This window comes from Microbacterium sp. NPDC089320 (assembly GCF_040684875.1).
Taxonomy (GTDB): domain Bacteria; phylum Actinomycetota; class Actinomycetes; order Actinomycetales; family Microbacteriaceae; genus Microbacterium.
Genome location: NZ_JBFBGY010000001.1, coordinates 684686 through 697459, shown reverse-complemented (window position 1 = coordinate 697459; position 12774 = coordinate 684686). Strand labels below are relative to the sequence as shown.

At 69.0% G+C, this 12774-nt stretch carries 11 protein-coding genes and 1 pseudogene; 8 read left to right on the top strand and 4 right to left on the bottom strand.

Going from position 1 to position 12774, the window contains the following annotated elements; genetic code table 11:
* Window positions 1-20 precede the first annotated feature (20 nt).
* Complete coding sequence (locus tag AB0N61_RS03550; RefSeq protein WP_363361761.1) at window positions 21-329, bottom strand: hypothetical protein; 309 nt, start codon at window positions 327-329, stop codon at window positions 21-23.
* Between AB0N61_RS03550 and AB0N61_RS03545 the strand changes: the two genes are divergently transcribed.
* The 4 genes and pseudogenes from AB0N61_RS03545 to AB0N61_RS03530 all read left to right on the top strand — a co-directional run bounded on the left by AB0N61_RS03545 (window position 301) and on the right by AB0N61_RS03530 (window position 3116).
* On the top strand, window positions 301-663 hold the full coding sequence (locus AB0N61_RS03545; protein WP_363361759.1) for a hypothetical protein: 363 nt from the start codon (window positions 301-303) through the stop codon (window positions 661-663). The genes AB0N61_RS03550 and AB0N61_RS03545 overlap by 29 nt on opposite strands.
* A pseudogene (locus AB0N61_RS03540) lies at window positions 660-1489 on the top strand (ABC transporter ATP-binding protein). The gene AB0N61_RS03545 and the pseudogene AB0N61_RS03540 overlap by 4 nt, the downstream one beginning before the upstream one ends.
* A gap of 50 nt (window positions 1490-1539) precedes the next feature.
* Window positions 1540-2190, top strand: a complete 651-nt coding sequence (locus AB0N61_RS03535) for a MerR family transcriptional regulator (RefSeq protein ID WP_363361757.1) — start codon at window positions 1540-1542, stop codon at window positions 2188-2190.
* Entirely contained in the window at window positions 2187-3116 is a 930-nt protein-coding gene (locus AB0N61_RS03530; RefSeq protein WP_363361755.1) for an NAD-dependent epimerase/dehydratase family protein, read from the top strand. The genes AB0N61_RS03535 and AB0N61_RS03530 overlap by 4 nt, the downstream gene beginning before the upstream one ends.
* Window positions 3117-3119: 3 nt before the next feature.
* Here AB0N61_RS03530 and AB0N61_RS03525 read toward each other — a convergent pair whose 3' ends face one another.
* Complete coding sequence (locus AB0N61_RS03525; protein WP_363361753.1) at window positions 3120-3776, bottom strand: GntR family transcriptional regulator; 657 nt, start codon at window positions 3774-3776, stop codon at window positions 3120-3122.
* Window positions 3777-3851: 75 nt separating this feature from the next.
* Between AB0N61_RS03525 and AB0N61_RS03520 the strand changes: the two genes are divergently transcribed.
* Window positions 3852-6683: an FAD-binding and (Fe-S)-binding domain-containing protein gene (locus AB0N61_RS03520; RefSeq protein WP_363361751.1), complete on the top strand. Its 2832-nt coding sequence runs from the start codon at window positions 3852-3854 to the stop codon at window positions 6681-6683.
* On the opposite strand, the gene AB0N61_RS03515 is transcribed toward AB0N61_RS03520, so the two are convergent.
* Entirely contained in the window at window positions 6670-8490 is a 1821-nt protein-coding gene (locus tag AB0N61_RS03515) for an NAD(P)/FAD-dependent oxidoreductase (RefSeq protein WP_363361749.1), read from the bottom strand. The two genes, AB0N61_RS03520 and AB0N61_RS03515, sit on opposite strands and share 14 nt — an antisense overlap.
* A 207-nt stretch (window positions 8491-8697) precedes the next feature.
* On the opposite strand from AB0N61_RS03515, the gene AB0N61_RS03510 reads away from it, so the two are divergent.
* The 3 genes from AB0N61_RS03510 (at window position 8698) to AB0N61_RS03500 (ending at window position 12157) form a co-directional block, all read left to right on the top strand.
* Window positions 8698-9150: a MarR family winged helix-turn-helix transcriptional regulator gene (locus tag AB0N61_RS03510; protein ID WP_363361747.1), complete on the top strand. Its 453-nt coding sequence runs from the start codon at window positions 8698-8700 to the stop codon at window positions 9148-9150.
* 88 nt (window positions 9151-9238) lie between these two features.
* Window positions 9239-9889: a hypothetical protein gene (locus tag AB0N61_RS03505; protein WP_363361746.1), complete on the top strand. Its 651-nt coding sequence runs from the start codon at window positions 9239-9241 to the stop codon at window positions 9887-9889.
* Window positions 9890-10318: 429 nt separating this feature from the next.
* On the top strand, window positions 10319-12157 hold the full coding sequence (locus tag AB0N61_RS03500; protein ID WP_363361744.1) for a hypothetical protein: 1839 nt from the start codon (window positions 10319-10321) through the stop codon (window positions 12155-12157).
* Between the two features lie 60 nt (window positions 12158-12217).
* Here the strand turns inward: AB0N61_RS03500 and AB0N61_RS03495 are convergent, their stop codons facing one another.
* Window positions 12218-12754 (bottom strand): hypothetical protein, encoded by a 537-nt coding sequence (locus AB0N61_RS03495; RefSeq protein WP_363361743.1) that lies wholly within the window; start codon window positions 12752-12754, stop codon window positions 12218-12220.
* Window positions 12755-12774: the final 20 nt, after the last annotated feature.

Genomic DNA, 12774 nt, shown 5'->3' with positions numbered 1-12774 from the left:
GCGGGCGGTCTGCGCGGTCGTCAGTGCTGTGCGGCCATGAGGTCGTCGGCATCCGCCCGCGTCAGCGGCACCCCGGGGAACTCCATTAGGTCGGCCAGAGGCATGCTGTAGACGGTGTCGCGACCGGTGTCGTCGCTGTACAGATCGCCCATGCGTCCGCGCAGCCCGCCGCGTCCGTCGACGATCTCGGTGATGCGCGGGCCGACCACCGGGTGGTCGAGCCATTCCCTGTAGGTCGACAGCAGCGACACGGGCAGCACCGTGCGGGTGCCCTCGACCTCGACGGTCGCCGTGCCGCGGATGTCGGCCGACGACGAGCCCACGTGCACGGAGCTGATCATCGCCGACGAGCCCACCACCGCTCTCGACGTGACCGTGCAGGCCGAGATCCTCGATCTGCTGCGCGAGCTGCAGCACGAGCTGCACGTGAGCGTGCTGATCGTCACCCACAACTTCGGTGTCGTCGCCGACCTCTGTGGCCGGGTGTCGGTCATGCAGCAGGGCCTCATCGTCGAGACCGGCCCCGTGCTGTCGGTGTTCCGCGACCCCCGGCACCTGTACACCCGCTCCCTCTTCGACGCGATCCTCGAGGAGGGCCCTGCACGCGGCCCGTTGGCGGAGCCCGCTGACGACCGCACCCTCGTGGAAGGAGTCCGATCGTGACCCGTGAGCCTCTCCTCGTCGTCGACGACCTCGTCGTCGAGTACCCGGGCAAGGGATTCCGTGCCGCACCCTTCCGAGCGCTGGACCGCGTGTCGATCGACGTCAGGGCGGGGGAGTGCGTCGGTCTCGTCGGCGAGTCGGGATCGGGCAAGACGACCCTCGGCCGGGCGGTGCTAGGACTCGCCCCTGTGACCGCCGGGAGCATCCGCTTCCGTGGCGAGGAGATCGGCGGGCTGTCCCGTCGCGGGCGCAAGCGCCTATCCGAGGAGATCCAGGTCGTCTTCCAGGACCCGTACTCGTCGCTGAACCCCGCTCTGACGATCGAGCAGACGCTCACCGAGCCGCTGCGCGTCGCCAGGATGAGCGCCGCTGACGCCTCACGGCGGGTGCGGACGCTGCTCGACCAGGTCGGGCTCCCGGCCGACTCCGCCTCGCGTCTGCCGCGGGAGTTCAGCGGCAACGCATCGCGATCGCGCGTGCCCTCGCGCTGCAGCCCTCGCTGATCGTGTGCGACGAGCCCGTCTCGGCGCTCGACCTGTCGACCCAGGCGCGGGTGCTGTCGCTGTTCACCGAGATCCAGCAGGCGACGGGGGTCGCGTACCTGTTCGTCTCGCACGACCTCGCGGTGGTCCGTGATCTCAGTCCCCGCGTCCCCGTGATGTATCACGGGGAGATCGTGGAGTACGGCGACGGCGACCGCGTCACGAGCGCGCCGAGTCACCCCTACACGCAGAAGTTATGGCTGGCCGCCCCCGTGCCTGATCCGGAGCGTCAGGCCGAGCGTCGGGCCGACCGGCGCGCGCTCGCCGCGTCGGCGGCGCGCTGACGAGAGGGTGGCCCTTCCCTCGGAGTGATGGGTAGTGTTACTATCCGATAGTGAGAATATCCGAACTTGCCATGGCGACCGGCGCCTCTGTGGCGACCGTAAAGTACTACCGGCGAGAAGGGCTGCTCCCCGCGGGCGTGAAGACCTCGCCCAACCAGGCGCAGTACTCGGCGGAGCACGTGCGTCGCGTGCGGCTCATCCGTGCGCTGCTCGAGACGGGAGGGCTCTCGGTGGCCGCGGCGGGCCGCGTGCTCGGTCGCGTCGACGACGAGGGCGCTCCCGTGGAGCACGTGTTCGCCGAGGCGCAGCACGCGATGGGCGACGCCTCCGCGTCGAACGCCGTGCCGTCGGCCGGCTCCGTGGAGCGGATCGGGGAACTGGCCGCGCGCGCGGGATGGGCGGTCTCCGACGCCAATCCCGGGATCGTCCAGGCGGCGCTCGCCCTCGACGGATTCGCCGCGATCGATGCGACGGTCTCCGACGCCTACCTGAGCGGGTACGCCGCCGCCGCGGCGGTCGCGGCCGGGGCGGACATGGACCTGCTCGACTCGCGTGACGATCGCGCGGGGGTCGCCGAGCTCATGGTGGTCGGCACGGTGCTCGGCGATCCGCTCTTCGCGGGCCTGCGGCGCCTGGCCCAGGAGCAGGCGAGCTCGCGTGCTCGACCGGGCGGGGCAGGGAGTCGGGCGGTGGACGCATGACCGGGCAGGTGCACGCCGTCCTCGGCGGCAACGGCGTCGTCGGTCGGGAGACCGTGCGGGCGCTGCTCGGTCGAGGCCTCCCTGTGCGGTCGGTCGGCCGTCGCCCATCCGCCCTCGCCCCCGCGGAATCCGTGATCGCGGACCTCCTCGACGCGGATGCCGTCGTTGCGGCGCTCGACGGGGCGGGCGTCGCGTACCTCGTGGCCGGGCTCCCGTACTCCTCGGCGGTGTGGAGGGCGCAGTGGCCGACGATCGTGGCTCACGCCGCGGCGGCGGCCTCGGCCCGCGGCATCCGTCTCGTCTACCTCGACAACGTCTACGCGTACGGGGCGGTGAGCGGCCCGATGACGGAGTCCACCCCGCTGGCCCCGCGGAGCGCGAAGGGCGAGGTGCGGGCCCAGGCGCTGCGCACCCTCTACGCCGCAGCCGAGCGCGGCCTCGACCTCGTCGTCGGTCGCAGCGCCGACTTCTACGGGATCGATGCCCCGACCAGCGTCGTCAACCGCTTCGTGGTCGATCGGATCGCGGCCCGACAGCGCCCCATGTGGCTGTACGACGCCGACCTGCCCCACTCCCTGACCTGGGTGCCGGACATCGCGGACGGACTGGCCGTGCTGGGCGCGGACCCGCGGGCTGCCGGGCGTGTCTGGCACCTTCCGACGGCGCCCCCGCTCACGGGACGCGAGTACGTCGAGGCGGCTGCAGGGCGGGGGGCGCGGCTGGCCGTGATGGGGGGCCTGACGATGCGGCTCGGCGCTCTCTTCGACACCGCCGCGCGGGAGACGCACGAGATGCGATACCAGTACTCGGTGCCGTACGTCCTCGACTCGAGCCTGTTCGAGTCGACGTTCGGCGTCGAGCCCACGCCGGTTGCGGAAGCGATGCGCGCCGCTCTCGCGGCGGCGACGGGTCGACGCCAGGCGTAGCGACTACCGGTCGAGCGCCGACACGAGACGGGATTCCGCGGACGTCAGGTGCTCGTGCAGCAGCCGCGCGGCTCTGTCGGCGTCGCCGGCGGAGACGGCGACGAGGATCTCGGCGTGCTGCGTGGCGATGGCCGCGGCATCGAGCAGGCGCCGCCCTTGCACCTGCGCCATGCAGAGCCGCACCTCGTCGAGCAGGCTGCGGTACATGCGACCGGTGCGCTCGCTGCGCAGAGCATCGATCAACGCCGTGTGGAAGCGTAGATCGGGATCGACCGAGGCCGGGTCGGCGCCCTCCCCGAGGGCGGCGATCTCGGCGTTGGCGACGAGTGCGTCGGCCGGCACCTCGCCGCGTGCCGCGAGTTCACGCAGTGCCGCGCTCTCGAGCCGGATGCGCGTCCGGTAGACATCGCGCACCATGTCCGCGTCGATGCCGACGACGCGAGCGGTCCGGTGCGCACGGCGCGCGAGAAGCCCGGAGGCGACGAGCTGCTCGATCGCCGCCTTCGCGCTGGGGCGGGCCACGCCGCACGCCTCTGACACGAAGGCCTCGGTGACGGGAGCGCCGGAGCGGATGTCGCCCGACAGGATGCGCTCGCGCAGTCGCCCCACGACGGCGTCGACCACGCCCACGACGCCGAGCGTCGTCATCCTGTCCGCCATGCGCTCGATCCTATCGATCCCTTCGGCAGTCTGTATACTTGTCAGACAATCCGCCGCCGATGTCGAGGAGCCGCCATGTCGACGACCATTGCCGAGCCCTTGGACACCGCTCTGCTCGCCCCCTCGACCCGGGTCCACTCGCGGTCGATCGACCGGTTCGCCCGCGCGCACGACGCGTCGCACTACCTGCTCGTGCCGAACGCCGTGGTGTCGCCGGCGTCGGCCGACGACGTCGCGCGCGTGTTCGAGGCCGTGCGGCACGCCGGACGCACCCTGACGTTCCGGTCGGGGGGCACGAGCCTCTCCGGGCAGGGAGTGTCCGGCGACATTCTCGTCGACACCCGCAGCGCGTTCCGCCACATCGCGGTCGAGGACGACGCCAGGATCGTGCGCGTGGGGCCGGGAGCGACCGTCCGGCAGGTGAACACGCGACTCGCGCGCTTCGGCCGCAAGCTCGGCCCCGACCCGGCGAGCGAGATCGCCTGCACGATCGGCGGCGTGGTCGCGAACAACTCCAGTGGCATGGCCTGCGGAGTGGTCGAGAACTCCTACCGGACGATCGACTCGCTGCTGCTCGTGCTGCCGAGCGGGACGGTCCTCGACACCGGCGCCGCGGATGCGGACGAGGTGCTGCGCGCCCGCGAGCCCGAGATCCACTCCGGACTCGTCGCGCTGCGCGAGCGGCTGCTGTCGTCGCCCGAGCGCGCGGAGTTCGTACGCCGGCAGTTCTCGATGAAGAACACCATGGGGTACGGCATCAACGCGCTGCTCGACTTCGACGAGCCGGTGAAGATCCTCGAGCATCTCGTGATCGGCTCCGAGGGCACGCTGGCCTTCGTCGCCGAGGCGCGGTTCCGCACCATCGAGGTGCGGCCGGCGATCGCGACCGGGCTGCTCGTGTTCGAGACGCTCTCCGACGCGATGGCGGCGCTCCCCGGTCTCGTGGACCTCGGACTCGCCACGATCGAGCTGCTCGACGCGGCATCGCTCCGCGTCGCGCAGGGGCTCAGCGACGTGCCGAGAGCGATCGCCGACATCCCGGTCGATCAGCACGCCGCGCTCCTGGTCGAGGTGCATGCCGCCGATGCGGATGCCCTCGCGCTCGCCACCGACGTCGCGCTGTCGCACGTGCGTACCCTCCCGCTCGTCGTCGACGCGGCCCTCACCACGGACCCGGTCGAGCGCGCGGCGCTCTGGCATGTGCGCAAGGGTCTCTACACGGCGGTCGCCGGTGCGCGGCCCTCGGGCACCACGGCGCTGCTGGAGGACATCGTCGTCCCCGTCGACCGGCTGCTGTTCACGTGCGAGCGGCTCATCGAGCTGTTCGACGAGCACGGCTACGACGGCTCGGTGATCTTCGGGCACGCCAAGGACGGCAACGTCCACTTCCTGCTCAACGAGCGCTTCGACGACGCCGACAGCGTCGCCCGCTACCGGCGCTTCACCGACGACCTCGTCGACCTCGTGCTGGGTCAGCAGGGGTCGCTCAAGGCCGAGCACGGCACCGGTCGCATCATGGCGCCGTTCGTGCGTCGGCAGTACGGAGACGATCTCACCGATCTGATGTGGGACGTCAAGCGCCTGCTCGACCCCGCAGGGATCCTCAACCCCGGCGTGGTGCTGTCGGAGGACCCCGATTCGTACCTCAGAGACCTGAAGCGCGTGCCGACGGTCGAGACGGAGGTCGACCGCTGCGTCGAGTGCGGGTACTGCGAGCCGGCCTGCCCGAGCAAGAGCATCACGCTCACACCGCGCCAGCGCATCGTGCTCCGGAGGGACATGGCCTGGGCGGAGGAGCAGGGCGACGTCGAGCTCCTGAGAGAGCTGCGCGCCGACTACGACTACGAGGGTGTGCAGACGTGCGCGGTCGACGGGATGTGCGCGGTCGCCTGCCCGGTCGACATCAACACCGGAGACCTCGTGCGGCGGCTGCGCGCCGAGCAGGCGTCGGCGGTCGCGGACGGCCTGTGGGACGTCGCGGCGAAGGGGTGGGGCGCGGTGACGCGCATCGGCGGACTGGCACTCTCGGTGGCGGAAGCGATGCCCGCCCCTCTCGTGACCGGGGTGACCAGGGCGGGGCGTGCGGTGCTCGGTGCCGACACGGTCCCGCTGTACGACGCGGGGCTGCCCGGCGGCGGGTCGAAGCCGCTGCGTGTCGAAAGCCCGGCCGACGCCGAGGTCGTGCTTTTCGGCGCGTGCATCGGCACGATGTTCGGCCCCGAGGACCACGGCGTCGGATCGAGGGATGCGCTGCGCGCGCTGCTGTCGCGCGCGGAGATCGCTTTCGTCGTGCCGCAGGACGCCGGGGGACTCTGCTGCGGCACCCCCTGGAAGTCGAAGGGGCACCTCTCGGGCTACGACCGCATGACCGACCGCGTGCTCGATGCGCTGTGGGCCGCGAGCCGCGAGGGCGAGCTCCCGGTCGTGTGCGACGCGGCATCCTGCACCGAGGGCCTGCACGTCATGCTCGCGAAGGCCGCCGCCGGCCGCCCGGAGTACGCCTCCCTCGTGATCGAGGACGCGACGACCTACGTGGCGCGCGAGGTGCTCCCGAGAGTGAGCGTGGCCACCAAGCTCGACCGGATCGCCGTGCACCCGACATGCTCGACCACGGCGCTCGGCGCCACGGGCGCACTCACGGCGCTCGCGACGGCCGTGGCCGACGATGTCTTCGTGCCCGAGGGCTGGGGATGCTGCGCGTTCGCCGGTGACCGCGGAATGCTGCACCCCGAGCTCACGGCGAGCGCCACGGCCGTCGAGGCGGCGGAGCTCGCGCGTGCCGAGGAGGAGACGGGATTCGACGCCTACGTTTCGGCCAACCGCACCTGCGAGATCGGCATGACCCGTGCGACGGAGCGGCCGTACCAGCACGTCATCGAGGTGCTGGAGCGACTCACCCGGCCGTGACGACCAGATCGTCGGCTCGTGGGTCCTGCGCGGGCGCCGCGAGGACGTCGCTCATGTCTCCCTTCCGCCAGTCCGCGAGCAGGCGATGGAAGGCGACGGGGCCTGGGGAGTAGGTGAAGCCGGTGATCGAGCGGGTGCCCTCGCCGTTGTAGTACCCGGGCGTGCACTCCGACTGGAAAGCGGTCGTGTCGTGCGCCGTCTCGCGGACCTCCCGAGTCCAGGCTTCCTGGGCCTCCTCACTGGGCTCGATCAGGGCGGCGCCGACCTCGCGCGCACGCCGGAGGATCGCCGCGATGTGCCGTGCCTGCTCCTGCAGGATGTGGACGAAGTTCACCGAGTTCGCGTTCTGTACCGCGCCCAGGTGGAAGAGACGGGGAAATCGGTGCGTGGAGAAGCCGTGCAGCGTGCGCGGGCCGTCGCGCCACGCGTCGAGCAGGCTGGCGCCACCTCGGCCCGTCACCGGCAGCGTTCCGGACATCACGCCGGAGACGCCGGTCTCGAACCCGGTCGCGAAGATAAGGCAGTCGATCGGGTAGGCGGCATCGCCCACGACCACGCTGTCGGCGGTCACGGCGGTGATGCCGTGTGTGTCGGCCGTATCGACGAGGGAGACGTTCGCGCGGTTGAAGGCCTGAAGGTAGTGGTCGCTGAAGCCCGGACGCTTGCACATGTACCGGTACCAGGGCTTCAGCGCCTCCGCGGTCGCCGGGTCCTCGACCACGGCGTCGACCCGGGCGCGGATGCGGTTCATCGTGCGGGCGTCGTCGAGCTCGTCCTGCTGCGCGGCGTCGACGCCCGGCTCGGTGAGCGCCGTCGCCCCGGAGAGGATGTGCCGCTGCAGGCTCGTCGTCGCCGTCCACCCGTCGGTCACGAGGGAGTGCTCGACCGGTTCTCCCGCGAGGACGGCGAGGAAGTTGTCCATGCGCTCACGCTGCCACCCCGGCCGGAGGCCGGCTGCCCAGGCCGGGTCGGTCGGTCGGTTGTCTCGGATGTCGACCGTCGAGGGTGTGCGCTGGAAGACGATGAGCTCCTTCGCATGGGCCGCGATCTCGGGGATGACCTGCAGGCCGGTCGCGCCGGTGCCGACGACGGCCACGCGCTTGTCGGCGAGTCCTGTGAGCCGGCCGTCCGCGGCGCCGCCCGTGTAGGAGTGGTCCCAGCGGCTCGTGTGGAAAGTGTGCCCCTGAAAGGACGCCATGCCCGGGATGCCGGGGAGTTTCGGCTGCGTCAGGGTTCCGGACGATACGACCACGGTGCGCGCGCGGAAGTCGTCTCCGCGGTCGGTCTGCACGCGCCAGTCGCACGCGCTGTCATCCCACGTCAGCGATGTCGCGCGGGTCTGGAACAGGGTGTCGCGGTACAGGTCGTATTTCTCGGCGATCCGGACGGCGTGCTGCCTGATCTCCTCGCCGGTCGCGTACCTCTCGCTCGGCATGTAGCCAGTCTCCTCGAGGAGCGGCATGTACACGTAGGACTCGATGTCGCATCGCACGCCGGGGTACCTGTTCCAGTACCAGGTCCCGCCGACATCGCCCGCCTCATCCATGAGCCGGATGGAGGAGAAGCCCGCGTCCCGCAGAGCGGCGCCCGTCAGCAGGCCGCCGAAACCGGCGCCGATGACGAGCACGTCGACCTCGTCGGCGACCGCGCCCCGCTCGGTGCGCGCGGTGTACGGGTCGGTGGCGTAATACCCGAAGGACCCGGTCGTGCCGACGTACTGGCGCGTCGCGTCGGGGCGGAGGCGGCGGTCTCGTTCCGCGCGATAGCGCTCGCGGATGGCGTGGATGTCGATCGCGGTCTCGCTCATGGGTGCGCTCCTCTCGGCCGCTGAGGGTCGAGCGCCGCGAGGGAGGAGCGACGCCCGGCCCGATTCGTCAGCGGATCGGATGTGGTTCCTTCCGCAAGAGGTTAGCTTCAAGCTAAGTACTTGCGCCAGGGGATTCAGGACATCCATAGGAACCGCACCCGCACCCGCATCTCGCCCCGGCCCACCTCGGGTGGATACGGTGAGTGAGTGACCGACCACCCCGCCGAGGCACGCGAACGCATCGAAGCCCTCACCGTGGCGATCTCCGTGCGGTCGCTGCCGAGGGTCGTCCGCCCCCTGCTCGAGTCCCGCTTCACGATCCAGCAGCTCAAGGTGCTGACCTCGGTCGTCGCCCGCGAGGGGGTGACTGTGACCGACCTCGTCGCGGACTTCGCCGTATCGATGGCCACGATGTCAAAGCTCGTCGAGCGTCTCGTGAGTCAGGGGCTGGTACAGAGGGTTCCGGACATCGCTGATCTCCGAGTCCGTCGACTGCACGCGACTCCGCTCGGCCATAATGTGGTGGCGAAGATCATCGGGGCGAGACCCGAGCTCGGCCGGGACGTGCTCGACGGTCTGGATGAGGGCGAACTCGTCGCCCTGGAAACGGGGCTCACGGCGATCAACCGGGAGTTGCATCGGCTCGCCAGGGAGTCATGAAATCGCGCTACCCGCCGGTACGGCCTGCTGTTCACTTTGGATGAGTACTCTCGCGCCCGCGGTTGGAAAGCCCGTCGCTGGAGGAGAGATGATGTCACGAAGGTCCATTCGCGCTTACGCCGTGATCGCCGGAGTCCTGATGGCCGCGTTCCAACTGACGAGGCCCTGGGGCGATGTCGCTGAGGATACGGCGGCCATGGCCGAAGCGCTCGCCAGTCCGCTGTGGATCGTGTCGCACCTGTCCGGCGCTGCATCCTTCGTCGCCTTCGCTCTGCTCGTGGATGCCATCGTCCGTACCGAGGTCGCGAGCGCTCGTCCCCGGGCGGCGGCCCTCGGACGCGCGAGTGGAATCGTCGGCGCAGCTCTCGTGCTCCCGTACTACGGAGCGGAGACGTTCGCGCTGCATGAGATCGGGAGGTCTGCGCAGGCGGGAGTGCCTGTCGACGTCGTGACGCTCAGTACCGACATCCGAGGCAACGCGGCGGCGGTGGCGATCTTCGGCGTCGGGTTGCTGTTGATCGCTGTCGCCGGCATCTGTCTCGCGCTCATGTGTCAGCGGGCGGGGCTTCCCGGTTGGGGTGTATGGCCCATCGGCGTGCTCGCTGCCCTGGCGCTTCCACAGTTCGCCCTGCCGCCTGCCGGCCGGATGGCGTACGGCACGCTGTTCCTGTTGAGCGCAGTGGTGTTCGCGTTCTCATGGGCGCGCTGGAACAGGGCTAGAAGCGCTCTCGTCATCTGACGTGGCGACTTGACGGCGTGCAGCCAGCTCATCGTCGGTAGACGGGCCGGCAGGGAAGTCGAGCGAGATACTCGCGCCGAAAGTCCGGATAACTGTTCTTATCGTCGGCAATGGGCTAGACGTTGAAGTGAGATAGGGCTGAGCCGGTGTGCGGCGGGTTGCGTCGTCGCAGAGTAGATCGGGCCCGGGTGCGGGCTCGCCGACTCGAAGACGCCGTGTGACCGCCGAGCGGGGTCGGGCTCTCGTCGGCCACCGTGTCAGTGAAAGAGTTGGGTCGAGTCGCGGCGACGGTCTGGATGGGTGGACAGTTTGATCGCTCCCAAACGCTGGACAGGGAACTACGGAAAGGGGGTGCGCCGACAGCACGGATTGTTGGCGCATCTATCGATGGATCGGCTGCTCCTCGCTTGCGACTGAGATGATGTCTCCGTGGCAGACGTCGAGCTCTTAGCTGTATCGAAGATCACCGAGCTCGTGGCGCGATGCCCTCATCTCGCGGCGCAGATCGCATCGAACGACAAGACACCCTTCACCGACGGACACATCGACGTGTACGAGGGTCTCGGTCGCAGCAAGGCTGACTGGCGGGGTCGCGTCGACGTGCAGGTCAAGGGGCGCAAGATCAAGGGCCTACTCGCGTCCTTCCCGGTCGCGCGCACCGACCTGATTGCCTTTCAGGCCAACTCCGGCGTGCTCTACTTCGTGGTGACGATCCACCCGAAGACTCTGAAGCAGACTGCCTACTACGCCGTGCTGTCCCCGTTCGGGATCGAGGGGCTACTGGCGAAGGCGGATTTGGAACAGAAGACCATCTCTGTCCCACTCACCACCCTGACGAAGGATTCGGCGAAGCTCGAGTCGGTGGTGGCGCTGGCGCTGAACACGAAACGGCAGAACACGTCGATGGGGTTCGATCCGGCGCTATTCGACCAGATTGCGTCCCTCACCGTGCACTCCGCGAGCGATCTCAGCTTCGACGGCCCCCTGACGCTGGACGCGAGTCGACTGGACGTCGCGCTCGAAATGACGACGACGAGCGGCATGCAGGTACCCCTCGGCGGGCGTCTCGAGATCCTTCCCGCCGAATACGCCCAGAAGCGCGTGGCCTTCCAGATCCGCTGCGGCGACATCACCTACGACGAATGCCTCGTGAGACGACTGGACACGACTCGCGTGGAGGTCGTTCTCGCCGGCGGTCTGACGATCATCTTCAAGGGGGAGGCGGGTGTGCAGACAAGCTCTTTCACCCTCACGCTCGCGGGGAACTTTGCAGACGAGCTGAAGGCGCTCGAGTTCTTCTCCGCGGTGAAGACGACTCGGACGATCGCGCTGGAGGGGCGGGAGTCCACCTACGAGATGAGCGACGAGGACGAGGACGACTCCCTCGAGCGTCAGCTTCGCTTCATGCGTCGACTGCAGGAGCTGTTCACACTGCTCGATGTAGATACGACGTTGATCGACCTCGAGGACGTCTCGGATGCACAGCTGCGCGAGCTGATGAACTTCTACCGATCACTCATCGAAGGCGAGGAGCCTACGAACAAGACGGGGGAGATCAGCCGATTCGTGGTCCGGATCGCCGATTGGCATCTGATGTTCCTCTTCTTGCCTGGCTCGACGGAGGGCCACTGGCGCCTCGTGGACCCGTTCGACGCGGCCGCACCCCACATGTATCGCTACGACGACAAGGACGACCCCTCGCGCGCAGGCGTCCCCGTCACCGTCTACGACACAGTCGAGGACGAGTATCTCCCCACGGTATTGAACCTGCGCCTGAGCGCGATCGTGGACGCGTACGAAGCACTGATCGATCAGCCCACGACCTTGCAGCTCGCGAACCTCCGCGTCATCGCGCTCATCTCCGCGGCCGACAGCGCGGGACCACGTAAGGCGGCGCTTCTGACCGCGGCGCAAGACCTCAACGACTGGCTGATCGCGCAGGGCAGGGATCTCGAACGACACCAGTTGAACAGGTACCAGATCCTCTGGCGGACAGACTCCCTCACCGCGGACGACCTCGCAGCGATCAGGGAGATGAAGCGGCAACAGGCGCGGATAGGCGACGCACAGTCTCTCGAGTTCGAGATCGCCTGCGCGCTTCTTCTCGACGACGCCGGCGAAGTAGCCTACCTGGAGAAGCAGCTCGAACCCGATCGGTTGGCGATGATGGAGGCATGGCCGATCTGGCATCTCCACTCGAACGATCAGCGCAGACCGCCGGGTCCCGCCAGGTCAGTAGCTCAGGACGACCGTTCTAGACGGACATAATTTGAGTTCGAGAAGAAACATTGGCACAGCAGCGCAGGCGTTCGCGGCCGGACCGCTCGCTCACCCGCTGAATGAATCGTCAACGCACGCTTTAGCCGCGTTGATAACGTCCCCGAACCGACCTTCGCGAATTGCTGTGATGGGTGAGTCGTCTCCTAACCAGGGGTTTCCGCCGACGAACCACGCTCTAGCGACGTCGTCACCTTCAGCGGCGCTGATCTTGTGCCAGACGTCGTAGGCACATTCCAGCCGAAGCGAGGCGTAAGCACTCGGCAGCGTCCCGTTCGGAGAACCCCATCCTGTGGCGGCGCGGAGGTCCTTCGAGCCGGCGAGAGTGGACACGAGGGTCGGCCCTAGGACCGCCGTCAGGCGGCGGGCGAGAGCCCTGGTGGGAGCCGCGTCCGTCCAGCCAATGGCCTCCGCGTGCCTTCGTTCGTTGTCGATGACTACCTCTAGCGCTTCCTTCAGCTCGACCCGGGCCTCCGCCGGGCTGAGCTCTCCCTTCAGAATGCGCTGAGCGCGGTCGAGATCGCGCGCGTTCAGTTGCTTCCCCTCGAGTTGATGGCCCTTGTCGATGGCAGCGAGTGCGCGCTTCACCTCTTCGGGTGTCGATGATC

Bases quoted from the DNA above. Each gene is read 5' to 3' on its own strand.
- AB0N61_RS03520 (WP_363361751.1), top strand. From the start codon at position 3,852: ATGTCGACGACCATTGCCGAGCCCTTGGACACCGCTCTGCTCGCCCCC.
- AB0N61_RS03505 (WP_363361746.1), top strand. From the start codon at position 9,239: ATGATGTCACGAAGGTCCATTCGCGCTTACGCCGTGATCGCCGGAGTC.
- AB0N61_RS03515 (WP_363361749.1), bottom strand. From the start codon at position 8,490: ATGAGCGAGACCGCGATCGACATCCACGCCATCCGCGAGCGCTATCGC.
- AB0N61_RS03530 (WP_363361755.1), top strand. From the start codon at position 2,187: ATGACCGGGCAGGTGCACGCCGTCCTCGGCGGCAACGGCGTCGTCGGT.
- AB0N61_RS03545 (WP_363361759.1), top strand. From the start codon at position 301: ATGTCGGCCGACGACGAGCCCACGTGCACGGAGCTGATCATCGCCGAC.
- AB0N61_RS03525 (WP_363361753.1), bottom strand. From the start codon at position 3,776: ATGGCGGACAGGATGACGACGCTCGGCGTCGTGGGCGTGGTCGACGCC.